The sequence below is a fragment of the Fodinicola feengrottensis genome (assembly GCF_039530045.1).
Lineage (GTDB): Bacteria > Actinomycetota > Actinomycetes > Mycobacteriales > HKI-0501 > Fodinicola > Fodinicola feengrottensis.
Genome location: NZ_BAAANY010000009.1, coordinates 686542 through 708264 on the forward strand (window position 1 = coordinate 686542; position 21723 = coordinate 708264).

The 21723-nt window shown below is 67.4% G+C and carries 25 protein-coding genes and 1 tRNA gene; 15 read left to right on the forward strand and 11 right to left on the reverse strand.

Annotated elements, in window-relative coordinates; translation table 11 throughout:
- The first annotated feature begins 59 nt into the window (after positions 1-59).
- The gene (locus ABD301_RS15780; RefSeq protein WP_344311016.1) at positions 60-623 is read left to right on the forward strand and encodes a TetR family transcriptional regulator; all 564 of its coding nucleotides are present in this window, start codon (positions 60-62) and stop codon (positions 621-623) included.
- Positions 620-1519, forward strand: coding sequence for an SDR family oxidoreductase (locus ABD301_RS15785; protein WP_344311018.1), 900 nt, complete (start codon positions 620-622; stop codon positions 1517-1519). The genes ABD301_RS15780 and ABD301_RS15785 overlap by 4 nt, the downstream gene beginning before the upstream one ends.
- On the opposite strand, the gene ABD301_RS15790 is transcribed toward ABD301_RS15785, so the two are convergent.
- From ABD301_RS15790 to ABD301_RS15820, 7 genes are all read right to left on the reverse strand, one after another.
- A complete protein-coding gene (locus ABD301_RS15790) occupies positions 1516-3342 on the reverse strand; it encodes an AMP-dependent synthetase/ligase (RefSeq protein ID WP_344311020.1) in 1827 nt (608 codons plus the stop codon). The two genes, ABD301_RS15785 and ABD301_RS15790, sit on opposite strands and share 4 nt — an antisense overlap.
- A 407-nt stretch (positions 3343-3749) precedes the next feature.
- On the reverse strand, positions 3750-5189 hold the full coding sequence (gene gndA, locus ABD301_RS15795) for an NADP-dependent phosphogluconate dehydrogenase (protein WP_344311022.1): 1440 nt from the start codon (positions 5187-5189) through the stop codon (positions 3750-3752).
- Positions 5190-5391: 202 nt separating this feature from the next.
- Positions 5392-6414, reverse strand: a complete 1023-nt coding sequence (locus tag ABD301_RS15800; RefSeq protein ID WP_344311024.1) for a PHP domain-containing protein — start codon at positions 6412-6414, stop codon at positions 5392-5394.
- Positions 6415-6423: 9 nt separating this feature from the next.
- Positions 6424-6786, reverse strand: coding sequence for a hypothetical protein (locus ABD301_RS15805; RefSeq protein WP_344311026.1), 363 nt, complete (start codon positions 6784-6786; stop codon positions 6424-6426).
- A 77-nt stretch (positions 6787-6863) separates the two neighbouring features.
- Positions 6864-7805 (reverse strand): prephenate dehydrogenase, encoded by a 942-nt coding sequence (locus tag ABD301_RS15810; RefSeq protein ID WP_344311028.1) that lies wholly within the window; start codon positions 7803-7805, stop codon positions 6864-6866.
- On the reverse strand, positions 7798-8832 hold the full coding sequence (locus ABD301_RS15815) for a LacI family DNA-binding transcriptional regulator (RefSeq protein ID WP_344311030.1): 1035 nt from the start codon (positions 8830-8832) through the stop codon (positions 7798-7800). The genes ABD301_RS15810 and ABD301_RS15815 overlap by 8 nt, the downstream gene beginning before the upstream one ends.
- A 269-nt stretch (positions 8833-9101) precedes the next feature.
- Positions 9102-9392 carry a hypothetical protein gene (locus tag ABD301_RS15820; protein ID WP_279582379.1) on the reverse strand — a complete coding sequence of 97 codons (291 nt, stop codon included), beginning with the start codon at positions 9390-9392 and terminating at the stop codon, positions 9102-9104.
- Between the two features lie 508 nt (positions 9393-9900).
- Here ABD301_RS15820 and ABD301_RS15825 point away from each other — a divergent pair.
- The 8 genes from ABD301_RS15825 (at position 9901) to ABD301_RS15860 (ending at position 15013) form a co-directional block, all read left to right on the forward strand.
- Complete coding sequence (locus tag ABD301_RS15825; RefSeq protein WP_163572332.1) at positions 9901-11151, forward strand: helix-turn-helix domain-containing protein; 1251 nt, start codon at positions 9901-9903, stop codon at positions 11149-11151.
- 32 nt (positions 11152-11183) lie between these two features.
- Positions 11184-11993 carry a creatininase family protein gene (locus tag ABD301_RS15830; protein WP_344311033.1) on the forward strand — a complete coding sequence of 270 codons (810 nt, stop codon included), beginning with the start codon at positions 11184-11186 and terminating at the stop codon, positions 11991-11993.
- Entirely contained in the window at positions 11971-12300 is a 330-nt protein-coding gene (locus tag ABD301_RS15835) for a hypothetical protein (RefSeq protein WP_163572333.1), read from the forward strand. Before ABD301_RS15830 ends, ABD301_RS15835 begins: the two co-directional genes overlap by 23 nt.
- A 98-nt stretch (positions 12301-12398) precedes the next feature.
- On the forward strand, positions 12399-12566 hold the full coding sequence (locus ABD301_RS15840) for a hypothetical protein (RefSeq protein ID WP_344311036.1): 168 nt from the start codon (positions 12399-12401) through the stop codon (positions 12564-12566).
- Positions 12567-12568: 2 nt separating this feature from the next.
- Positions 12569-13072 carry a tRNA adenosine deaminase-associated protein gene (locus ABD301_RS15845; RefSeq protein WP_163572334.1) on the forward strand — a complete coding sequence of 168 codons (504 nt, stop codon included), beginning with the start codon at positions 12569-12571 and terminating at the stop codon, positions 13070-13072.
- A 57-nt stretch (positions 13073-13129) separates the two neighbouring features.
- On the forward strand, positions 13130-13855 hold the full coding sequence (locus ABD301_RS15850) for a tRNA adenosine deaminase-associated protein (protein WP_344311038.1): 726 nt from the start codon (positions 13130-13132) through the stop codon (positions 13853-13855).
- Between the two features lie 20 nt (positions 13856-13875).
- Positions 13876-14307 carry a nucleoside deaminase gene (locus ABD301_RS15855; protein WP_344311140.1) on the forward strand — a complete coding sequence of 144 codons (432 nt, stop codon included), beginning with the start codon at positions 13876-13878 and terminating at the stop codon, positions 14305-14307.
- 37 nt (positions 14308-14344) lie between these two features.
- Positions 14345-15013 carry an alpha/beta fold hydrolase gene (locus ABD301_RS15860; protein ID WP_344311040.1) on the forward strand — a complete coding sequence of 223 codons (669 nt, stop codon included), beginning with the start codon at positions 14345-14347 and terminating at the stop codon, positions 15011-15013.
- Positions 15014-15024: 11 nt separating this feature from the next.
- Here ABD301_RS15860 and ABD301_RS15865 read toward each other — a convergent pair whose 3' ends face one another.
- Positions 15025-15813, reverse strand: coding sequence for an HAD-IIA family hydrolase (locus tag ABD301_RS15865; RefSeq protein ID WP_344311042.1), 789 nt, complete (start codon positions 15811-15813; stop codon positions 15025-15027).
- Between the two features lie 68 nt (positions 15814-15881).
- Here ABD301_RS15865 and ABD301_RS15870 point away from each other — a divergent pair.
- Positions 15882-15971, forward strand: a tRNA-Ser gene (locus ABD301_RS15870).
- Between the two features lie 82 nt (positions 15972-16053).
- Here ABD301_RS15870 and ABD301_RS15875 read toward each other — a convergent pair.
- Positions 16054-16533 carry a DinB family protein gene (locus tag ABD301_RS15875; RefSeq protein WP_163572338.1) on the reverse strand — a complete coding sequence of 160 codons (480 nt, stop codon included), beginning with the start codon at positions 16531-16533 and terminating at the stop codon, positions 16054-16056.
- 114 nt (positions 16534-16647) lie between these two features.
- Here ABD301_RS15875 and ABD301_RS15880 point away from each other — a divergent pair, with 114 nt between their 5' ends.
- The gene (locus ABD301_RS15880) at positions 16648-17223 is read left to right on the forward strand and encodes a hypothetical protein (protein WP_344311044.1); all 576 of its coding nucleotides are present in this window, start codon (positions 16648-16650) and stop codon (positions 17221-17223) included.
- A 15-nt stretch (positions 17224-17238) separates the two neighbouring features.
- On the opposite strand, the gene ABD301_RS15885 is transcribed toward ABD301_RS15880, so the two are convergent.
- Both ABD301_RS15885 and ABD301_RS15890 read right to left on the reverse strand, forming a co-directional pair.
- The gene (locus ABD301_RS15885) at positions 17239-17469 is read right to left on the reverse strand and encodes a LuxR C-terminal-related transcriptional regulator (protein ID WP_163572339.1); all 231 of its coding nucleotides are present in this window, start codon (positions 17467-17469) and stop codon (positions 17239-17241) included.
- Entirely contained in the window at positions 17469-18638 is a 1170-nt protein-coding gene (locus ABD301_RS15890) for an acyl-CoA dehydrogenase family protein (protein ID WP_344311046.1), read from the reverse strand. Before ABD301_RS15890 ends, ABD301_RS15885 begins: the two co-directional genes overlap by 1 nt.
- Positions 18639-18706: 68 nt before the next feature.
- Between ABD301_RS15890 and ABD301_RS15895 the strand changes: the two genes are divergently transcribed.
- The 3 genes from ABD301_RS15895 to ABD301_RS15905 are packed head-to-tail and all read left to right on the forward strand — an operon-like array spanning position 18707 to position 21664.
- Positions 18707-19363 carry a TetR/AcrR family transcriptional regulator gene (locus ABD301_RS15895; RefSeq protein WP_344311048.1) on the forward strand — a complete coding sequence of 219 codons (657 nt, stop codon included), beginning with the start codon at positions 18707-18709 and terminating at the stop codon, positions 19361-19363.
- Entirely contained in the window at positions 19360-20346 is a 987-nt protein-coding gene (locus ABD301_RS15900; RefSeq protein ID WP_163572341.1) for a DUF4240 domain-containing protein, read from the forward strand. The genes ABD301_RS15895 and ABD301_RS15900 overlap by 4 nt, the downstream gene beginning before the upstream one ends.
- Before the next feature lie 43 nt (positions 20347-20389).
- Positions 20390-21664 (forward strand): hypothetical protein, encoded by a 1275-nt coding sequence (locus ABD301_RS15905; RefSeq protein ID WP_344311051.1) that lies wholly within the window; start codon positions 20390-20392, stop codon positions 21662-21664.
- Positions 21665-21723: the final 59 nt, after the last annotated feature.

Genomic DNA, 21723 nt, shown 5'->3' on the forward strand with positions numbered 1-21723 from the left:
GACGGAAGCGAGCTCTTGAGGTTCAATAATGAACAGTCATTATTGAATGGAGTTGAGGCATGGCCGGTCGGCCACGGACGATCACCGATGAGCAGTTGCTGGCGGCCGTTGGGTCGGCCGTACGAGCGATCGGGCCGATCAAACTCACCATGGCCGACGTGGCGCGTACGGCTGGCGTCTCGACTGGTGCGCTCGTGCAGCGGTACGGGTCCAAGCGCGGGATGCTGCTCGCGTTCCTGAAAGCGGGCAGTGTCGGACCTGGTATGCGGGCCGCTTTCGAGGCGGCGGCCGATCCCGTCGACGGCATTCAGGCTGCGCTGGCGTACGGGATGGCCGCCGACCAGTCGCCGGACGAGTTCGCGAACAGTCTCGCCTTCCTGCATCTGGACCTCTCGGACCCGGAGTTCCGCGAGGTTTTGGCGGGCTATCAGGAAAGTCAGCTCGCGGATCTCCGGTCGTACCTGGTCATCGCCGGGGTGGAGAGGGCTGGGCTGGCGGAGGTCCTGACCGCGCTGCGACACGGGACGCAGATCGCTTGGGCGATCAGTCGGGATGGCGTGCTGCTGGATGCCTTGCGCGCAAATGTCGAAACCGTACTTGCGCCTTATCGGAAGAAAAAATGACCCTCAGCAATGCGGTGGTGCTGGTCGCGGGTGGTACGCGCGGCGGCTCGCGGGCGATCGCGGTGCAGTTCGGCGCCGCTGGAGCGACCGTCTACGTCACCGGCCGATCGAGCCGGGCCGGGCGTTCGCCGATGAATCGGCCGGAAACCGTTGAGGAAACCGCGGAAATGGTGGACGCGGCTGGCGGCCGGGGGATCGCCGTCGCGGTCGACCATCAGGATGAGAAGCAAGTCCAGGAACTTGTCGAGCGTATCGACCGCGAGCAGAATGGCCGGCTGGACATCCTGGTCAACGGCATTTGGGGCGGCGATCCGCTGGCGCATTGGGACGTACCATTCTGGGAACAGCCGATCGGCGACGCGATCCAGCTGCTCCGGCAGGGCGTCGAAACCCATTTGATCACCAGCCGATTCGCGGTGCCGTTGATGGTGGCGCGAAAATCCGGCTTGATCATCGAGCTGACGGACGGCACAGCCGACAGTTATCGTGGCAGCCTTTACTACGATCTGGTGAAAAGCTCGGTCAATCGGCTCGCGCTCGCGCAGGCCGCGGACCTGCGTTCGTACGGGATCACCGCGGTCGCCCTGTCGCCGGGATTCCTGCGGTCCGAGGCGATGCTGGACCATTTCGGAGTGTCCGAGGAAAACTGGCGGGACGGCACCCAGAAAGATCCGCATTTCATCATTTCCGAAACGCCAACCTATCTGGGCCGTGCGGCGGTTGCGCTCGCCAGCGATCCGGATCTGCGACGCTGGAGCGGAAAAGCCGTAGGAACGCAGGAACTTTCCAGCGTTTACGGCTTCACCGACATCGATGGCACTCGCCCGGACACAGAGCGGTATTTCGCCGAGGTCGTCTACGGAAACAAACCCCCGAGCGAAAACTACCGGTCTTAGGAGTCCGAAGCCTTGCTGCCCTTGCGAGGGGCGTAGAGAGCTTCGATGTCATCCGCGAAGTCGCGGGTGATGATAGCGCGCTTCAGCTTCAGAGACGGCGTGATGTGGCCGCCTTCCTCGGTGAAGTCAACGGAAAGTACGCGGAAACGACTGATCTTCTCGGCGGCTGACACCGTCGCGTTCGCGGCGTCGATCGGCTTCTTCAGCTCCGCCAGCAGGGCCGGGTCCTCGACCAGGTCGGCGACCGCGGTGTTCTTGTCCCGGCCGTGGGTTTCCAGCCACTGCGGGAGCGACTCGGTGTCGATGGTGATCAGCGCGGCGATCGAGTTGCGACCGTCGCCAACGACCAGCGCCTGGCTGATCAGCGGGTGCGCTCGTACGACATCCTCCAGTGGTCCTGGCGAGACGTTCTTGCCGGCCGTGGTGACCAGGATTTCCTTCTTTCGCCCGGTAATCGTGAGGTAGCCGTCGGCGTCGAGCTTGCCGAGGTCGCCGGTACGGAACCAGCCGTCGTCGGTCAGCGCTTCCTTGGTGCCGGTCTCGTTGTTCCAGTACCGGTGGAAAACGTGGCCGCCGCGGAGCAGGATCTCGTTGTCCTGCCCAATGCTGATCTCGAACCCGGGCAGCGCGCGACCGACTGTCCCAACCTTGATGTGGCCGCGGGTGTTCACCGCGGCGGCCGCGGTCGTCTCGGTCAGGCCGTACCCTTCCAGCACGGTCACGCCGGCGCCGCGGAAGAAATGCGCCAGCCGGGAGCCGAGCGCGGAGCCGCCGGAAACCGCCCAGCGGACCTCGCCGCCCATCGCGTCCCGCAGCTTGCTGTAGACCAGCTTGTCGAAGAGCGCGCGCTGGGCCGCGACGATTGGTCCGGGACGGCCCTTTTCCAACGCCTTGCTGTAGTTGATCGCGGTGTTCACCGCGCGATCGAAGATCTTCTCCTTGCCGCCGGAGACGGCCCGGCTGCGGGCCCGGTCGTACACCCGCTCGAAGACCCGCGGCACGGCCAGGACGAAGGTCGGCTTCACCGGGATTAGGTCGACGGTCAACCGGCCGACATCGCTGTGCGCCAGTTTGGCCGCGGACATCAGCACGGCCATTTGGATCATCCGGCCGAAGACATGCGCGAGCGGCAGGAACAGCAGCGTACTGGCGTCCTCGCTCTCGAAGAGTTCTGGCAGCGCCTCGATCGCGCTGGTGATCTCGGCCAGGAAGTTGCCGTGGGTGAGCTCGCAGCCCTTCGGTCGGCCGGTCGTGCCCGACGTGTAGATGATGGTGGCGAGCTTGTCTGCGTTGAGGTTCGCGCGGCGGCGGTCCAGCTCGGCGTCGTCGACCTCGCGGCCGGCCTCGATCAGGCTGGCCAGCGTGTGGCCGGCGTCCTTGCCGTCGATCACCCAGTGGTCGCGCAGCTCCCGGAGCCGTTCGGTGAGCCCGGCGAGGCGGCGGTCGTGCCCGGGCGTCTCGACGATCGCGGCGACCGCGCCGGAGTCGCCCAGGATCCACTCCAACTGGTCGGCTGACGAGGTCTCGTACACCGGCACGGTCACCGCGCCGGCGGCCCAGATCGCCGCGTCGCAGAGCGTCCACTCGTACCGCGTCTTGGACATCAGCGCCACCCGCTCGCCCGCCCCGACCCCGCGCGCGATGAGTCCCTTGGCGACCTCGACCACCTCGGCGTGGAACTGCGCGGCGGTGACCTGCTGCCATTCACGGTCGACGCGGCGCTGCATCACCACCTTGTCCGGGATCTTCTCCGCATGCCGGACGGTGATGTCGGCGAGGCTACGCGGGGCGGTCGGACCGATCCACCAGGTGTCGAGGCTCATCGGGCGCATCCCTGTCGGGTAGTCGAAGTCACGCAGGGACCTTACGAAACATGGCGTTAACGGTCCAGGACGGCCACCCTAACGCACCAAAGCATGTTCTTCTTTCGCCACCTGAATGATGGGGTATGCGGTGTTTGGCAGCCTTCGCCGAGTGTCCTTTAGGGAGCCCGTCGGCTCGGGAGCCCTGACGGCACTTGCCTCTGGGTTCTCGTACGTTGGGTGTGCGCTTACTCGCGCGTGTTACTTAGGTGACGTCTAAAACCCACGTACCCACCCCCCGCCCTTGAAGGGCGGGGGCCAAAAATTTCACGTCGGTACGACAGTTTCGCGCCGCACCCGGTCTGGGAAACGCGGAATGGGGTGTCCGTTTCCGGGCTCGGAACCGATGACGTGCGGGTCGGGTCAGGTCAGTCGGCGGAGATTTCCGGGCGGCCCTCTTCGGCCCAGAGGGTGTGGAAGGTGCCGTCCTTGTCGATGCGCCGGTACGTGTGGGCGCCGAAGAAGTCGCGCAGGCCCTGGGTCAGCGCGGCCGGCAGTCGAGACGCCCGCAGGCCGTCGTAGTAGCTGAGCGCGGAGGCGAAGCCGGGGACCGGCAGGCCGTACTGCGCGGCGCCGGCGACCACTCGCCGCCACGCCGACTGCGCCTGCCCGACGACCGACGAGAAATAGTCGTCGACCAGCAGGGTTGGCAGGTCGGCCTGCTTGTCGTACGCCTCGCGGATGCGGTTCAGGAAGCGGGCCCGGATGATGCAGCCGCCCCGCCAGATGGTGGCCATCTCACCGAGGTGCACGTCCCATTCGTACGCCTGCGAACCCGCCCGAATCTGGTCGAATCCCTGCGCGTACGCGACAACCTTGGAGGCGTAGAGCGCTTCCCGTACGTCCGAGATGAAGGCGTCCCGGTCGGTCACACCCCAGCCGCCGGACGGGCCGGGCAGCTCGCGGGCCGCGACCCGCTGCTCGGCGTGGCCGGACAGCGCCCGGGCGAACACCGCTTCGGCGATGCCGGTGACTGGTACGCCCAGGTCCAGGGCGGACTGGACGGTCCAGCGGCCGGTGCCCTTCTGCTCGGCGGCGTCGGTGATCACGTCCACCAGCGGCTTGCCGGAGTCGGCGTCCACGTGGCCGAGCACCTCGGCGGTGATCTCCACCAGGTACGACTCCAGGTCGCCGGTGTTCCACTGCCGGAAGACGCCGGCGATTTCCGCGGGCGTCATGCCCAGGCCGCTGCGAAGCAGGTCGTACGCCTCGCCGATGAGCTGCATGTCGGCGTACTCGATGCCGTTGTGCACCATCTTCACGAAGTGGCCGGCGCCGTCCGGGCCGACGTGCGTGCAGCACGGGGTGCCGTCCACGTTAGCCGCGATCGACTCCAACAACGGGCCGAGCGACTCGTACGCCTCAACCGACCCGCCAGGCATGATGCTCGGTCCGTTGAGCGCGCCCTCCTCGCCGCCGGAGATGCCGGCGCCGACGAAGTTCAGCTCGTGTTTACGCAGCTCGGCCTCGCGCCGACGGGTGTCGGTGAACAGCGCGTTGCCGCCGTCCACGATCACGTCGCCGGGTTCCATCAGCGGGACGAGCTCGTCGATCACCGCGTCGGTGGGGCCGCCGGCCTTCACCATGATGATCACCCGGCGCGGCTTCTCCAGGGAGGCGACGAACTCCTGCATCGAGGACGCTGGGATGAAATCGCCCTCGTCGCCATGATCGGCGACAAGCGCGTCCGTACGAGCCTGGCTGCGGTTGTGCAGGGCCACCGTGTGCCCGTGCCGCGCGAGGTTGCGGGCCAGGTTGCGACCCATCACCGCCAACCCGGTGACGCCGATCTGTGCCTTCTCCGCCATGCCCGCTCCCCTGTAGGTCTTTCTGCCGCACTCGTTCCTACCAGGCGCCCATCCCGGCCGCGTGCTGGGAGCCCGACTGCCAACGTGGCGAACCCCACGTCGTCGCGAAGTAGTCCCGGCGCGGCTGGGCGATCCACCCGAATTGCCGATTTTCCTTTGTCCCAAAGGGACCCTTTGGGGCAGTCAACGCCCCAGAATTCCGTTAGCGCTGGCCAGCGGTCCAGGCCAGCAGCTCGTCGACCGGCCACGTGTTGACGATGTGGTCGACGGGCGCGCCGCTCAGAGCCGCGCGTTCGCAGCCGTACGGTTGCCAGTCGAGCTGGCCGGGGGCGTGCGCGTCGGAGTCGATGGAGAGCAGGCAACCGGCCTCGATGGCCAGCCGGAGCAGCCGCTTGGGCGGGTCGAGACGGTCCGGCCGGGAGTTGATTTCCACCGCCGTACCAGCGCTCGCGCAGGCCGGGAAGATCCGCGCCGGGTCGAACTCGGACTCCGGCCGGTTCTTGCCCTTGACCTTGCGGCCGGTGCAGTGCCCGAGAATGTCGGTGTGCGGGTTCTGGACGGCGGCCAGCATCCGCTCGGTCATCTGTTCCCGACCCATCCGCAGTCCACTGTGGACGGACGCGACCACCACGTCGAGCTGGGCCAGCAACTCGTCTTGCTGGTCGAGCGAGCCGTCGTCGAGGATGTCGACCTCGATGCCGGTGAGTACGCGGAACGGCGCGACAGCCTCGTTGACCTTCGCGATCTGCTTCAGCTGCTTCGACAGTCGTTCGGCGGACAGCCCGTTGGCGACCGTGAGCCGCGGCGAATGGTCGGTGATCACGAGGTAGTCGTGGCCCAGGTCGATGGCCGCGGAGACCATCTCCACCAGCGGCGATCCGCCGTCCGAGGCGTCCGTGTGACTGTGGCAGTCGCCGCGCAGCGCGGCCCGGATCCGCTCGCCGCCGACCGCTACCGGTTCGCCGCCAGTGGCCTCTAGCCGGCGGAGGTAGACCGGTTCCTCGCCGGCGAGGGACTCACCGATGCAGCGCGCGGTCACCTCGCCGACTCCGCGTAGCTCGCCAAGCGTGCCGGCGGTGGCACGCTCGGCCAGGTCATCGCGGCCGGCGATCGCGGTGGCCGCGGACCGGAAGGCCTTCACCCGGTACGTCGACTCGCCGGCCTTCTCCAACAGGAAGGCGATCCGCTTGAGGTCAGCGAGCGGGTCCCGGGGGTCTGCGGCCATCAGGCTTTTCTAGTGCAGCCGCAGCGACGCCGCATCGGCGCCGCCGGTGGCCAGCAGCTGGGTGGCGGCGACATGCACCTGCTCGGCCCGCCGCTCGGCCTGCCGGACGCTGCCGGCGGCCGGGATCTCGGCCCAGTGGTAGTGCCCGCCGGCGACCGGATGCCAGTGCTCGTGCCCGACCGGTTGCACGTAGAGCATCGCCTCACCGTCCGGCAACACCTCCGTGCGCAGGGTCACTGGCCCGCTGACCGTGCCCGCGTCGTCAGTGTGGATCCCGCCGTTCCGTGGCTCGACGCCACTGATGAACGACCAGCCATCCAGCGGCGGAATGGCGTCGATCCCGGTCCCGTTTGACGTATCGAAAGTACGCACAAATACAGCATCTCCCATCACGGAAGGTCATCGTTTCCGGGGGACTCCAGCGTTACCGGGCTTGACCAGCCGGTCAGTCACCGAGCTGGCCGGACGGTCCGTACGGACTGGCCACTATCGGCCACGCCGGTGACCCAGCCGCCGCTCCGGCCGAGTTCCAGCAACGTTCTCCGATCCGCGCGTTCGACCTGCTCAGGACCTGATTCGCCGGGCCATCCGGCGCGTACGCGCTGACCCGCCGCCAACCACGACGTCAGGGCCGCGATCGGGTCCGGCGCGGTCAACAGGTGGCGTGCCTCGGTCAGCTCGGCGATCAGCCGGTCCAATCGCCGGGCCACCGCGGCGCTATTCCCGCCACACATAGCCGCCGTCAACGCCGCCCGAGTGGCGGCCACTCGCGTACCGTCCGCGAAGGACCCGGCGGCCAGCGCGAGCGCGAGCGGCTCGTCGGCGCCGGCCGCGACGGCACTCGCGACGACGTGCGGCAGGTGGCTGATGGCAGCGACGGCACTGTCGTGCTCGGCGGCGGTGGCCGGTACGACCCGGGCGCCCGCGCTGGTATACAGATCGGCCAGCCGCAACCAGTCAGCTACCGAGGTCCGCTCGTCCAGGCACAACACCCACACCCGCCCAGTGAACAGCGCCGGATCGGCGGCCGCGAAGCCGGACTTCTCGGTGCCTGACATCGGGTGCCCGCCGACATAGCGAGCCGCCGGGAAAGACCGCGCCACGATCTCGGCCGGCCGCTGCTTAACCGACGTGACGTCGGTTAGTACGCCTTCGAAACCGGCGTCTCGTACGAGCGTCACCACCTTCTCCACCGCGGGCAGCGGCACCGCGAGCACGGCGATGTCCGCGCCGGCGACCGCCCTCGCCCCGTCATCCATAGGCTGACCAGCGGCTTCGAGGGTTGCCGGGTCGGTGTCATAGCCGACCACGTCATGACCAAGCTCGGTCAGCCGCAGCAGCAGCGAGCCACCGATCAGCCCCAGCCCGAGAATCGCGATCCGGTCAGCCATGGCCGCCGGTCGACTCCCGAATCACCAGTTCCGGCATGAAAACCAGCTGTTGGTGCCGGTGTTCGGCGGGCCGGTCGCACTCTTCCAGCAGCAGTTCGCCGGCTCGCCGGGAGACCGCCGCGGTCGGCTGCCGTACGGAGCTGAGCGCGACCGGCGAGGCGGCGGCGATCTCGATGTCGTCGTACCCGATCAGGGCCACGTCCTGCGGGACCTTCACTCCGTGCCGCAACAGGCCGCGAAGGACACCGAGCGCGAGTACGTCATTCGCGCAGAAGATGCCGTCCGGCAGTCCCTCCGCGAGCAGGTCCTCGACGGCTTGCTCACCCGCGGCCGGCGTCATCATCTCCGGCACGACCAGTTCCCGCAGGTGATCGCGTACGGACAGCCGGGCCCGCCGGAGCGCTCGCCGGACGCCGGCCCGCCGGTCGGCGCACTGCCGGATGCTCCACGTCGAGGAGATGAAGGCGATCCGGCGCCGTCCGATCGAGAGCAGGTGGCTCGCGGCCAGGTCACCGCCGTGCACATCGTCGACCGCGGTGCTGCACTGGTCGGGCTGCTCACTGGCCCGGTCGACCAGCACCACCGGGGTGCCACGGGCTCGCAGCGTGTTCATCACCGCCGGAATCTCCTGCAACGGCGTCAGCAGCACGCCACTGACCTGCTGCTCGACCAGGGCGCGGAGATACGCGGCCTCTTTCTCCGGGGAACCGGCGCTGTTGCACAGGTAGAGCAGATAACCGCTGTCTGTCGCCGCGTCCTCGGCGGCACGTGCGACTTCGGTGAAGAACGGGTTCATCACGTCCTGCACGACCAGCCCGATCGTGCGCGTACGCCCCTGGCGTAGGTGTCGGGCGGAGGCGTTGCGAACGAAGCCGGTCCGGGCGATCACTTCCTCCACCCGCTCGCGGGTGGTGTCGGCGACCATGTGCGGCCGGTTGAGCACGTTCGACACCGTGCCGATGGAGACGCCAGCGACCCGTGCCACGTCCCGGATGTCGTGGATGACGGAGGTATCGGTCGTGCTCATAAGCCCACCCCTATGCGCAGCCAGTGCCTCAAAAGAGTAGGGCCTGCCGGGAGCGCTCGGTGACAGCGGAGAGAGACCACAAGTTGACACAACGTACGACCGGTGTGTGAAAATACAACTGACCACAATGGACGGTCGATGCGCACGGTCACATGCTGCTGTTATGCGTGTGCCGGATGTGGCCAGTGACCGGTGGTCCATCGAACGCACGTGCACCGGGTTGCACGTGCAAACGCACAGTCAAGGGTCCCTTACGGCCCGAATTGGCGTCAGTCGCGCGTGTCCAGCCAGATGAGTTCGGTCAGTCCGTCATGGCCGTGAACACCGAGAATGTCCTCGACGTGGTCCCAAACGGTGACCTGGCCGATGCCGGTGGTGGTGCCGCGCCAGCGCGTGACGGCCTTGCCGTCCGCGTACGCGGTGCCCCAGGCGACCACTCCGACGCCGGAAACTCCGCTCACATCGGTGTGCCGATAGAGCACGAACTGGCGGGGAAGCTCGTCGGGTGCGATCGGTATGGCGCCGAGCTCGAAGCTCGGCGCGATCGTCGGTCCACTCACGCGAACCGTCCCTGAGCTGCGAGTTTAGTTGCCAGCGGCGCCGCCATTGCCGCCGCTGGCAGATCTGTGGGCAGAGGTGGTGGGGAGCCCGGTCGCGTTGGTTTACTTCCTCGCGTAACCGGTCGAACTGACCCCGATGGGTTCACGTCCGATTCCCCCTCCGCGTCGCGGATGCACCTCGATGTGCGTCGGGTCCGGCCAAAAATGCCACCAACATCCCCCTCGGTGACGACCTACGTACCCGTCGTGACGAAAAGCATATGAGTTGTCGGTAATCGTGCATCTGCACGTGCAGCATAAGATATATTCGGCCCGCGCATAAACGACAAAAGTGGAGTTAGCGTGGACACGCCGATCATCACCAATCGGTGATCGGCCTTGGGGGGTGAGATCAGTGTCGGCTAGGTATTGCGCCGGTTGCGGCGCTCGCCTCGCGCACGACAACAGGGAAAGCCGGTGCTCGCCGTGCTCGCGGGTGGAAAGCTCGCAGGGACAGCAGGCGCCGGAGATGAGTCCGGAGTTCTGGGCTACTGACCAGATGCGAGACGCACTGGGCAGCCGGGACATGGGCGTGGTCGTACGCGCCTATCGGCGTCATCCGTCCCACGGCCCGCGCCCGTTGTCGCAAGCGAGACTCTGCCGTTGGCTAGGCATCACACAAGGTCAGCTCAGTCGGATCGAAACCGGCCACAACCGGGTCCGCGAGCTGGAGAAGCTCATCGACTATGCCCGCTGTCTGCGCATTCCCAGCGAGCTGCTGTGGTTCGACGTGGACGACCAACCGACTCGCGAGCGGCCGGAACTCAGTGTCGGGGCGATGATCCCGCTGCCCGGTGGCCCGATGGTCTCGGCGGCCGCCAGCCGGACCGAGCCGGCGCTGGCCGAATCGCTGTTGGGCACCCTGCGGCAGTACGCGACGACCGACAACATCGCTGGTCCGCGTTCGCTGCTCGCGGTCGTGCCACAGCAGGTCGCCTTCATCGAACGACTGCTGGACGGCACCAGTGGCCGTGGCCGGGTGGACCTGCTCAAGGCCGGTGCCCGGTTCGCCGAGTTCGCTGGCTGGCTCTACCAGGACGTGGGTGACCTGAGGTCCGCGATGCAGTGGACTTCCGGCGCGCTGGACATGGCCGACGAGGCCAACGACCGGCACCTCGCGTCGTACATCCGGATGCGCAAGAGCAACATCGCCAGCGATGCGCGCAAGCCCGACCTGGCGCTTGCCCTCGCCCGGGCCGCCCTGCAGACCCCGCAGGTGCTGGCACCGCAGGTGCGTGCGGTCGCGTTGCGCCAGGAGGCGTACGCGCACGCTTTGAAAAACAACCATGACGCCTGCGCCAGGGCTCTGGAACAGGCATTTCGTTACGCGGTCAGCGGCAAAGAGGCCGGGACCAGCAACGAGTCGGCCGATCTGGCCAACTACTGCACCACCGAATACCTGGAAATGGAAGCGGCCCACTGCTGGGTCGAGCTGAACAAACCCAAGAAAGCCATTTCCACTCTGCAGGAGGGTTTGGCCGCCTGGCAGCCGACTTTCCGGCGCGACCTCGGCCTTTGTCTGGCCCGGCTCGGCGTGGCGCACGCGCGCGACAACGAGCCCGAGCACGCGGTCACGGTGGCGGAGCATTCCATCGCCATCGCCGCCCAGACCAGGTCCCATCGCACCGAGAAGCAGTTGCGGCGGATCAACGACATTCTGCTCGCGGGCGGTGCCCGCGGCGAAGCCCAGCGATTGCAGCACGCGCTAGCGGCACTGTAGTCGGCTGGGGAAAACCTGACAGGAGATTCCCCGTGCACCTGTTCACGACAGCGACGTCGACAGATGAGTACGGGCGGGACTCGCGCATCGCGGTACTGCCCGTCGGAAGCTTTGAACAGCATGGTGACCATTTACCGCTGGCGACCGACACCATTGTCGCCTGCCTGATCGCCAAGCGAATTGCCGAGGCGAACAGCCTTTTCCTACTGCCTCCGGTGACGATGTCGTGCTCGCACGAACATGAGGGCTTTCCGGGCACCGTCGCGGTCTCCGCCAAGACCTTGATGTGCATCGTGGACGACGTACGGGCCAGCCTGGCCCGAGCGGGTATCCGCCGGCTGGTGATCGTCAACGGGCATGGCGGGAACTACGTTCTCTCCAACGTCGTCCAGGAAGCCAACGTGGACGGGCCGTGTGTCAGCCTGTTCCCCGGCCGGTCCGACTGGGAAACCGCCCGTAAGCACGCCGGCATGATTTCCACCGACGCGGAGGACATGCACGGCGGCGAGGCGGAAACCTCGATGCTGATGCACGCCTGCCCGGAGTTGGTCCGGCCGACGTACATGACCAGCGACTACCACGCGACCGAGCGGCCGCATCTGCTGGTCGTGGGGATGCGCGGCTACACGCCGAGCGGCATCATCGGACGGTCCTCCGAGGCGACCCCGGAAAAGGGTCGGGACATGCTCGACAGCCTCACCGCGGCCTTCGCGGACCACCTGCGCGTACTGGCTCTGCAGCCGGCACCGGTACCGGGCGGTTCGCTGCCGGGGCTAGTGTCGGTGCATTGCGACGGTCCACGCGCGGAGGAGGTCTTCGGTGTCCGGATCAGCGGTTCCTAGTTGGTCTGGCGGCTGGTCAGGTGGTACGCCGCGAACCGCCTTCCGGGAGACCCGGCCGGTTCGCGGCTGGTTGGTGGTCGCCGGTTTCGCCGGCACCCTGATCTTCTACGCCCTGGTGGCCGTCGCCAGTTGGACCCCGACGGTCCTGGTGGCCGCCCTCACCTGCGCGATCGTCGCCCTGAGCGTGGTGGCGGGCTTGCTGCTGCGCCGCGGTGACCGGGGGGTGGCGGTCGGATCCGCGCTGATGACCGGCTTCGCCGCGGCCATCCTGGTGCTGGTCCTGATGATCGCCTCGCTGGTGGGTTGATGGGTTCTCGAGGCGAAAAATCGGACCGACCGCTTGACCGCGGGCAGTCTTCTCGGCAGGGTTTTTCCATGCCCGGTTTCGCGATGTCTGATTTTTCGATGTCCGGCCCGTCACTGCGACGACTCGACCCCGAACGCTACCGTCGCCGTGTCCAACTGCTGGCCGAGATGGCCGAGGCACAGTCCTTACGGACCCGGGTGGCGCTGCGGCGGGCCCGGATGGACCGGTTGCGCGAGATCATCGCCGAGCGCAAGCGCATCGCCTGATCATGACCACGACGCAGGACCGGCCCGACGGGCTGGTCGGATTCGCTCTCACGGTGGGGCGCAACGAGGGCATCTGGTCGGTCACCCGGCTGCCCGATCCGCTCATCGACGACCTGGACGGCCTGCTGGAAGTGCTGGCCGATCGCAACCCGGCGGTCAGCCCGTTCGTCTTGGTGGACGTGGACGACGAGTTCTTCGCCATCCTGCGTCCGGGCCCTGGTCCGGAGCCGCGGGTGCTGCTGTCCGATGTCACCGCGGCGGCTGACTACGACATCGCCGCGGAGCTGCTCGACCTGCTCGGCGAGCAACTGCCAGAAGACCTCAGCGAGGTGTGGCCGGCCGGCGATCTCGGCATTCTGGCCGATTACGGACTTGCCGAGATGGAACTGGGCGCCATCCTGGCTGACATGGACCTTTACGCCGACGACATGGTTTCGGCCATTGCGCACCGGCTCGGCTTCGCTGCGGAATACTCCTCTGCGGTGGACCTGGGACCGGTCCCTTAAGGACTCGTTCAGCCGCCGGTTATTTTGTAGGGGCATACGTCGAAACCGAGGAGAGCCGTGTCGTACTACGCCGTTGCCCTCGCCCGTACGGATACGGGCTGGAGTGCCGCCGAGCTGGATCTCGACGATGTGGCCGATGTCGACGAGACCGCCGAGCGGCTCCGCGAGGAAGCCCCGGACGCCGATCTCGCGCTGCTGTTCGTCGAGGCCGATGACGAATATCTGGTGGTCCTCCGGCTGGACGAGGACGACGACTTTCGGGTCTTTGGCAGCGATGCCGCCTTCGCGTCCGAGTCCAAGATCGGCGAGATGCTGATCGGCGACCTGGAGCCGGTCCGCCGGCCGACCAAGGCGGTCGCCGAGATCGAGGAGATCGCCGACACCGAGGACGAGGGCGACATCGAGGTGCTCGCCGGCCTGGAGAACGAGCTCGACGACGACTCCGATGACGACGACGTCGACGAGGACCTCGACGACGGCCTGCACGAGGGCGAGGCCGGCAGCGGCGACGAGCCGTCCGATCGTACGGACAAGCCAGCCAAGGGCCGCGCGTCCGACGATGACGACGACGAGGACCAGCCCGACGGCGGCCGCGAGGTGGCCGCCGCCGGTGATCCGGTCGGCGACGCCGGGCTGCTGTCGGACCTTGGTACGGGTCCGGTCCAGCTGCTGGAGCTGTGCGCGCACGAGGGCATGCTGCCCAGCGACGTGATCGCCGAGGTGTGTGGGAAGGCCGGCTGCGGGCAGGAGTACGAGGAGCTCAGGGACTCTGCCACGCTGTGATCGCCGCTGACCAGGCCCGGATGCGTCGCGCTCTCGTCGTCGGCGCGGCCGCGCTGGCCAGCGGTGATGTGCCGGTCGGGGCCGTCGTGTACGACCCGGGCGGCGTCGAGCTGGCCGCCGCCGGCAACGCTCGGGAGGCCACCGGCGACCCGACCGCGCACGCCGAGGTCCTGGCGCTGCGAGCGGCCGCTCAGGTGCTCGGGACCTGGCGGTTGGCCGGCTGCACGCTGGTGGTGACCCTGGAGCCGTGCACGATGTGCGCCGGCGCACTCGTACTGGCCCGCGTCGAGCGCCTGGTCTTCGGTGCCTGGGATCCGAAAGCGGGTGCGGCCGGGTCGCTTTACGACGTCGTACGGGATCGCCGGCTGAACCATCGGCCCGAGGTGGTTGGTGGCGTACTCGAGGACGAATGCGCTGAGTCGTTGAGGGAGTTTTTCCGCTCGCACCGGTGAGGTGAGGAGCGGCGCGGTTATCGCGTACGGTCGTCCCGTGGTCGAGGTCATCAATCGCGGCAAGCCGACGAACCCCACGCTGGTGTTGTTACCCGGCCTGGGGCTCGGACCCGACCTCTGGGAGCCGCATCTCGACGCGCTTACCAAGAATTTCCGCGTAGTAGCGCCGGAATTGCCTGGTTTTGGGAGTTTCAGTGGTCGCGGGCCGTTTCGTTTCGACGACGCGGCGAGTTTCGTCGCGGACCTGATCGGCGATGACCGCGGCGCGGCCTTCGTCTGCGGGCTGTCGCTCGGCGCGTTGGTCGCCCTCCAGCTCACCGTCGACCACCCAGGCCGGGTGCGCGGCCTGGTGTTGGCCAGCGGCATCGCCCGACCGAACCCGACGGCGTACAAACTCCAGACGGCCGTCATGCACGCTGTGCCGACTCGCCGGCTGACCCGCCCTGGCTATCCACGGGCGGCTCTTATGGCCGGCTGGCGAGAGCTGGGCAGGTCCGACTTCCGGCCAGTTCTTCGGCAGATCTCGGTGCCCACCCTGGTCCTCTGCGGCGCCCGCGACTACCTGGGCGTACGCGCCGCCCGGGTCCTCTTCACCGGCATCGGCACCGCGTCCATGCAGACCATCCCGCAGGTCGGCCACCTCGTCACCCAGTCGCCCACCTTTCCCGCGCTGCTGACCACGTTCCTCACCGCCATCCCCGACTAACTCTCCGGCGGTTATTGCGGGGTGACTTCGGGGACGAGGTCGGCGATGGAGTTGACCACTCGGGACGGGCGGAACGGGAAGCGGTCGATCTCCGACTTCCCGGTCACGCCGGTGAGCACCAGGATCGTCTCCAGACCGGCCTCGATGCCAGCGACCACGTCGGTGTCCATCCGGTCGCCGATCATCGCCGTCGTCTCGCTGTGGCCCTGCACGGTGTTGAGGGCGCTACGCATCATCAGCGGGTTCGGCTTGCCGACGAAATACGGCTCGACCTTGGTCGCCTTGGTGATCAGCGCCGCCACCGAGCCGGTGGCCGGCAGCGAGCCCTCGTTCGACGGCCCGATCGGGTCCGGGTTGGTGGCGATGAACCGGGCCCCGTTGTCGATCAGCCGGATCGCCTGGGTGATGGCCGAGAAGCTGTACGTACGAGTCTCGCCGAGCAGCACATAGTCCGGATCGGTGTCGGTTAACACGTACCCGATCTCATGCAACGCTGTCGTCAGCCCCGCCTCGCCGATTACGAACGCCGAACCGTTCGGTCGCTGCGAGTCCAGGAACTGCGCGGTGGCCAGCGCGGACGTGAAGATGTTCGCCTCTGGTACGTCCAATCCCGACCGCTGCAGCCGCGCGTGCAGGTCACGCGGGGTGTAGATCGAGTTGTTCGTGAGCACCAAAAACCGCTTCCCGGAGTCCCGCAGGCCGCGCAGGAACTCGGCGGCCCCGGGCACCGCCGTACCCTCGTGGACGAGCACCCCGTCCATGTCCGTCAGCCAGCATTCGATGGGCGCGCGATCGATCATGCCCGCCATGGTCGCAGCATGGACACCTGTCTGCAGACCGCCCCGCCGCCGCCGGTATCATTCTTCCCGGTGGTGTGTCCGAGCGGCCGAAGGAGCACGCCTCGAAAGCGTGTGAGGGTTTGCGCCCTCCGTGGGTTCAAATCCCACCACCACCGCCAGTACGCAGGCAAAACGCCCGGCGCTCCGATCGGAGCCGTCGGGCGTTTTCGCGTCTGGTCTCAGTTTTTGGTCTCAGAAAGCTCAGACGGCGAGGAGCTGTTCGCGCAGGATGTCGGCGTGCCCGCAGTGGTGGGCCAGTTCGCGCAGGACCTGCAAATACACCCAGCGCAGCGTGCGGGGTCCGGCCCGGTGACCGGTCACGATGGCGTCCAGCGGCAGGTCGGCGACCACCGCTCGGGCCGTCGCGCACGCCTCTCGGTGGGCCGCGGTGACGGAGGCGATGCTGTCGTCGTCGGCGAGCCGGAAGGACTCGTCCGGGCTCCGTACCAGGCCGAGTTGCTGACGGGACGTGCCGCCGACGCACTCCTGGAACCACACTCGCTGCATCCACGTGACGTGCTTGAGCAGCCCGAGCAACGTGGTCGCGGACGAGACGAGCTGGCGCCGAGCCTGCTCGTCGGTGAGGCCGTCGAGGGTCCGCTCGATGGCGCTCCGATAGTCCTCGACGAACGTGTCGAGCTGCGTACGTTCGTCGTCCAGCAGCACATCGAACGAGCCCATCAGAGTCTCCGATCACACCGCAGGGTTCAATGCCAAAGCAAAAGGCCTCGGATGAGGCCGGCGTTTTCGTCGCGCAGTCTCATTTGTAGCCATCGGCGTGCTTGACTGACAGCCGTGAGCGATCCGACGTTCTCGGTGCGGCCACTGGATGAGGACACCTGGCCCGCGTTCGCCCAGTTGGTCGAGGCGAACAACGGTGTGTGGGGCGGCTGCTGGTGCATGGGCTTCCACGTCCGGCTCAAGGGGCGTACGGCTGCGCAGAACCGGGCCGAGAAACAAGAACGGGTCCGCGAGGGCCGTACGCATGCCTCCCTGGTACTGGACGGCGACCAGTGCCTCGGCTGGTGCCAGTTCGGTTCGCCAGCGGAGCTGCCGGAAGTCAAGAGCCGGCGCCTCTACGAGAAGGGCCTGACCAAGCTGCCCGAGTGGCGCATTACCTGCTTCTTCACGGGCAAGGGGCTTCGCCGCCGAGGCGTCGCCGACGCCGCGCTCGGTGGCGCGCTGACCGAGATCGCCCGCGAGGGCGGCGGTCTGGTCGAGGGCTACCCCGAGGAAACCGACGACCGTGCGGTGTCCGGGTCCTTCTTGCACACCGGACCGATGGCCGCCTTCGAAAACCACGGTTTTACTCGTACGCGCCCGATTTCCCCACACCGCTGGGTTGTCACCCGCACCGTTTCCCCCACCTGAAAGCGGTCATCGGCATTATGCGGCCATGGCGAAGAACCTGAGGTAGGCAAGGGTGGCCAACACCCGTCGATGAGAGTGGGAATCCTCCGGCAATTGGAGTTTCGCGAACGTACGGCTGATGTGGCATTCCACGGTCCGTTGGGCGATCACCAGCCGGGCCGCTATTGCCTGGTTGGACAGGCCTTCTGCGACCAGCCCAAGGATTTCCCTTTCCCGGTAGGTGAGCTCCGCGACGCAGTCAGCCATCAGAACCAGAAAGTTGGCTGGTCGATGTTCAGCTGGCTTTTGGCATAGCGCTTGGAAGCCGCCGCTGAGAAGAAGATGTGCTGAGAGGCAGTGTGCAGGTCGCGGAAGCAGCGCTGCAGCGGGTGGTCGAGGTGAATTCCGCTGGATCCGGCGAAACTGTAGGCGGTGTCGACCGCGCTCAGGGCGGCGCGCATCGCCTGTTGGGTCGCCAGCAAGAAACGGGCCCGTAGCTCAACATGTGGTACGTCGCCGGCGCACGCCGAATCCCACAATGCACCAATGGTGTCGAAAACGAAGGCCCGCGCGGCCTGCAGGTCACCCTCGGCTCGGGTCAGGGCGACCTGCAGGTCGGCTTCCTCGGCGATCGCCGAGGGTCCCGGTGGCCGTACTTTCGAGACAGCGAGCCGAGCGAACTCGTCCAACGCGCGGCGGGCCACCCCGAGCGGGAAGCTGACCAGGAAGAGGCCGGTGAGGGTGAAGAACGGCAGCCGCCACAGGGGGCCGTCGTGCCGCGCGGGCTCGAAGAAGGAGGCCATCGTGAGCTCTTCCGGTACGGACACGGCGGCCGCGGCGATGTCGTGGCTGCCCGTGCCGCGCAGGCCCATGACATCCCAGTTGTCGATCACCGATCCCTGGGCGGCCGGGAACACCGCGAGCCGCCAGTCCGGGCCGCGGTCCGCCAGCATCCGCGGGCCGTTGCCGTCGGTGACGAAAGCTCCTGTCATGAACCAGTCGGCATGCAGGCAGCCGCTGGTGAAACCCCATCGGCCGTTCAGCTGGAACTGTTTCGGGCCGCTGGGCGTCAGCCGTCCGGTGGGCGCGAAGGCGCAGGCGCTGAGCGCGTCCGTACGACCGCCAAACAGGTCGGTGGCGACCGCCGGGTCGAGCCACGCGGCGTACGCGGAGCCGTTGCCGATCATGATCGTCCAGCCGGCCGAGCCGTCCGCCCGGCAACATTCCTCCAGGATTTCCACGATCCGTGCCGGCGGGAGCTCAGCGCCGCCGAGCGCGCGCGGGGCCGCCAGGTGGAAAAGACCGGCTCGACGGGCCTGCTCGACCAGGTCCGGCGGCAGAGTGCCGAGCCGTTCGGTCTCCCGGGCCCGCTCGCTCAGCTGCGCCAAGATCGGGGCCGCAGTGATGTCCAGCGTTGATGACTGCTCTGCAAACATGACTTGATCCGTTCGCGAAAGGTTATACGATAGAGTGACCTCTATCTGATAGGAGAGTCTCTACTGAAATGACCGATCCCGTCAAGCCCCCGCGCCGCTACGACGCGTCCCGGCGGCAGGAGCAGGCTGAGGAGAACCGCGCGAGGGTCCTTTCGACCGCCGGGCGGATCTTCCGTGCCAAGGGGTACGCGGACACCGCGATGCCGGAGATCGCACGGGCCGCCGGCGTGTCCGTACAGATGGTTTACAAGGCTTTTTCCAACAAAGCGACGCTGCTCAAGGCGGTGTTCGACGTCTCGGTGGCCGGCGACACCGAGCAGACCTCGATGGCCGAGCGGGACGTGATCGGCGCGATCCAGGCCGAGCCGGACGCCGTGCGCAAGATCACCATGTACGTCTCCCACCTCGCCGAGGGCGCGCCTCGGTACGCGCCGTTGCAGCTGCTCGCGCGGGACGCCGCGAGCGCCGATCGGGCCGCCGCCGACGTGTGGGCGCAGATGCGGCAGGAGACGCTGACTGCGATGACGTACTTCGCGGCGGACCTGCTGGCCACTGGCCAGGTGCGGGAGGGGTTGTCGGCCGAGGAGGTACGCGATGTCCTCTGGACGTACCACAGCGCGGAGATCTACGAGCTGCTCGTCGTGGCGCGCGGTTGGACAACGGATCGCTACGGCCGGTTTGTCACAGCGGCGATGATCGCTGGCGTTCTCGGGTCGGGCACGTGACCGAAGAGGAGTTCTGGCAGGTCGTCGCCGAGTTGGGGGGCGAGGTCGCGGAGCCCGCTTTCGACCGGCTGGCCGCCCGGTTGGCGGCCGGGCCGGTGCACGAGATCGTCGCTTTCGGCACCCAGCTCGACCGGGTGCTGCGCCGGCTCGATCAGGTCGAGCTGTGGAGTCAGCGGGTCTGGGACAGCGAGGACGACCGCTCGGTCGACCCGCCGCCGTTGGACGCGGCCGGATTCTTGGACGCGCGCGCTGCAGTGGTGTGCGCCGGCCGCGACCGCTATCTGGCCGTGCTTGCCGATCCCTCCGCATTCGCCGGGGTCTGGGATTTCGCCGGTGAGATGTTGCTCTATGTGCCAGTCGAGGCGTACGAAACGTCCACCGGCCAGCAGTGGCCGTATCCCCTGCCTGGCACCGATAAAGCCGCCGCCACCGACGTGCCGGTGAGTGCTCCGCCGGTGAGCGCGGCGGACGAGGACACCGGGTCGATCCGGCTGGATGTCAGCGCCGAGGCGTACCGGCTGGTGGACGTGGTGGCCACCTATGACGTCGAGCCGATGGAGGGCATCCTCGCCGAGCCATCGCCGCGGACCGCACTGCCGCCCGGTATGGAGGTCGGCCAGTGGCCGGACTGGGTGACCGAGCGCGCGTTCGGGGTCGCCGCGACCCGGATCAGTCAGGTGATGCGCCAGCACGGCGGGCTGGCCGCGTTGGGAATGCAGCGTCTGTGGGTCGTGCTGGTGTTGGCGCAACACTGGGATTTGACGCTTCTGTTGCGTCCGTTTTCGGGCGCGGTGCACGTAAGTTCGGCCGCGGTGCAGGGGTGGACGTACGAACAGGGCGAGCGTGCGGTCTGTGCGTTAATGGCTCACGTCGTTATCGAGGTGGCGCGGGACTATCGGGTTTCGTTGGAGGCTTTCCAGGAACTACGCCAGATTCGGGACGCCGGCGCGGACCTGGTGCCCTTTGGCGCCACAACTGACTGAGGTTCGTGCATACGGCGTTTTTGCCGCCATGGAGGATGTAGCGATGGACAACGCGCTGGCCAAGGGCTGGGAACTGATGGAATCCGGCGATGTGCAAGGCGCTATGCGTGAGCTTCGGTTGCGTGCCGCGGATATTCCGCCCGCCGAGATCGCACCGCTCGTGGAGCGGGTCGCGCGGCTGGCGGACATGCCGGACCTGGCGGAGGCCAGTGCGGCCCTGATCGCCGCGCCTGATCAGGCCCAGCAGTTGTACGAATATGGATACGAATGTGTCGAGTACGGCGCGAGCTTCCTTGCCGTACCAGCCCTTTCCGCAGCGTTGGCCCTTGTTCCGGACGCACGCTCGGTGCTGGTCGAGCTGGCGAGCGCGCTCGAACGCGAGGAAAGGTACGGCGACGCCTTCGACATTCTGCGGGCGCATGAGCCCACTCTCCAGGACTGGCCCGAGCGGTATTTGCTGGCGTTCAACGCCCTGATGACCGGCGACTTGGAGGTGGCCGCTCCGCTGGCCGCCGCGGTGCCCGAGCCGGTGCGGGATGACCAGGCATGGCTGCCGATTTTCGCCCGCCTACAGCGAATCTTCGCTCGGGCCGCGCAGGTTCGGCCAGCGGACAACCGGGATCTTCGCGGCTGGCACTACGTTCTGAACGGTACGCTGCTGACGACTCTGTCCCCGTACGGCTTCGACTCTGGCATGACCGGTCGCTACGCATTCTTCCAGGAAAGCCTCGGTCACTGCCTGTTTTCGTTGAGACGGTTGAAAACAATCCTGGAAGCGGCCAACTTGCGACCGACCACGATCTCGTTGCTGGCGGACCGCTCCAGCCAGATCCTTGGCCTGGCCGCCGCTCAGGTGCTCGATCTGCCCGCCGCGCCCTACGCACCGGGCCGACCCGACACGCTCATCGTCGGGTACGACCTGAATGAAGTCGACGAGCAGCTACTGGCCAAACTTTCCAGTCGTACCAACGGAGAAGTCCTCTACGAACACGCCAGCTGCTGGACTTCGCAGCCGTCGGTGTCCGCAGATGTCTGCGCGATGCTGGTGCAGAGCTGCGTGTCGCCGTGGGGTGTCAGATTGCGGCAAACCCAAGACGGTCCGATGGAACGCATTCCAGCCGACGATCGCCCGGTCGAGAAAGTGGCCGCTGAGATTGTCGCCGCGGACCCGGATCTGGAAGACGGAGACGGCGAAACTCCGCCCGATCCGGACGAAACGCTGGCCACCTTCGCCGCCCGCCTCGCCCGTCACTGGCCAGCCGGCCCTCGCGAAAGTGCCGGCTCCCCGGGCCCCGTCCGCAGCAGCCGTTTCACGTAACACCACTCGCGATCTGGGGGATGGGGCACCGAGGGGGTGGCCCGTTGTATTGGTGGCAC

Bases quoted from the DNA above. Each gene is read 5' to 3' on its own strand.
- ABD301_RS15780 (WP_344311016.1), top strand. From the start codon at position 60: ATGGCCGGTCGGCCACGGACGATCACCGATGAGCAGTTGCTGGCGGCC.
- ABD301_RS15865 (WP_344311042.1), bottom strand. From the start codon at position 15,813: ATGATCGATCGCGCGCCCATCGAATGCTGGCTGACGGACATGGACGGG.
- ABD301_RS15810 (WP_344311028.1), bottom strand. From the start codon at position 7,805: ATGGCTGACCGGATCGCGATTCTCGGGCTGGGGCTGATCGGTGGCTCG.
- ABD301_RS15815 (WP_344311030.1), bottom strand. From the start codon at position 8,832: ATGAGCACGACCGATACCTCCGTCATCCACGACATCCGGGACGTGGCA.
- ABD301_RS15875 (WP_163572338.1), bottom strand. From the start codon at position 16,533: ATGGGCTCGTTCGATGTGCTGCTGGACGACGAACGTACGCAGCTCGAC.
- ABD301_RS15840 (WP_344311036.1), top strand. From the start codon at position 12,399: ATGTCCGGCCCGTCACTGCGACGACTCGACCCCGAACGCTACCGTCGC.
- ABD301_RS15825 (WP_163572332.1), top strand. From the start codon at position 9,901: ATGAGTCCGGAGTTCTGGGCTACTGACCAGATGCGAGACGCACTGGGC.
- ABD301_RS15885 (WP_163572339.1), bottom strand. From the start codon at position 17,469: ATGGCTGACTGCGTCGCGGAGCTCACCTACCGGGAAAGGGAAATCCTT.
- ABD301_RS15895 (WP_344311048.1), top strand. From the start codon at position 18,707: ATGACCGATCCCGTCAAGCCCCCGCGCCGCTACGACGCGTCCCGGCGG.
- ABD301_RS15785 (WP_344311018.1), top strand. From the start codon at position 620: ATGACCCTCAGCAATGCGGTGGTGCTGGTCGCGGGTGGTACGCGCGGC.
- ABD301_RS15800 (WP_344311024.1), bottom strand. From the start codon at position 6,414: ATGGCCGCAGACCCCCGGGACCCGCTCGCTGACCTCAAGCGGATCGCC.
- ABD301_RS15845 (WP_163572334.1), top strand. From the start codon at position 12,569: ATGACCACGACGCAGGACCGGCCCGACGGGCTGGTCGGATTCGCTCTC.
- ABD301_RS15855 (WP_344311140.1), top strand. From the start codon at position 13,876: ATGCGTCGCGCTCTCGTCGTCGGCGCGGCCGCGCTGGCCAGCGGTGAT.
- ABD301_RS15790 (WP_344311020.1), bottom strand. From the start codon at position 3,342: ATGAGCCTCGACACCTGGTGGATCGGTCCGACCGCCCCGCGTAGCCTC.
- gndA (WP_344311022.1), bottom strand. From the start codon at position 5,189: ATGGCGGAGAAGGCACAGATCGGCGTCACCGGGTTGGCGGTGATGGGT.
- ABD301_RS15905 (WP_344311051.1), top strand. From the start codon at position 20,390: ATGGACAACGCGCTGGCCAAGGGCTGGGAACTGATGGAATCCGGCGAT.
- ABD301_RS15890 (WP_344311046.1), bottom strand. From the start codon at position 18,638: ATGTTTGCAGAGCAGTCATCAACGCTGGACATCACTGCGGCCCCGATC.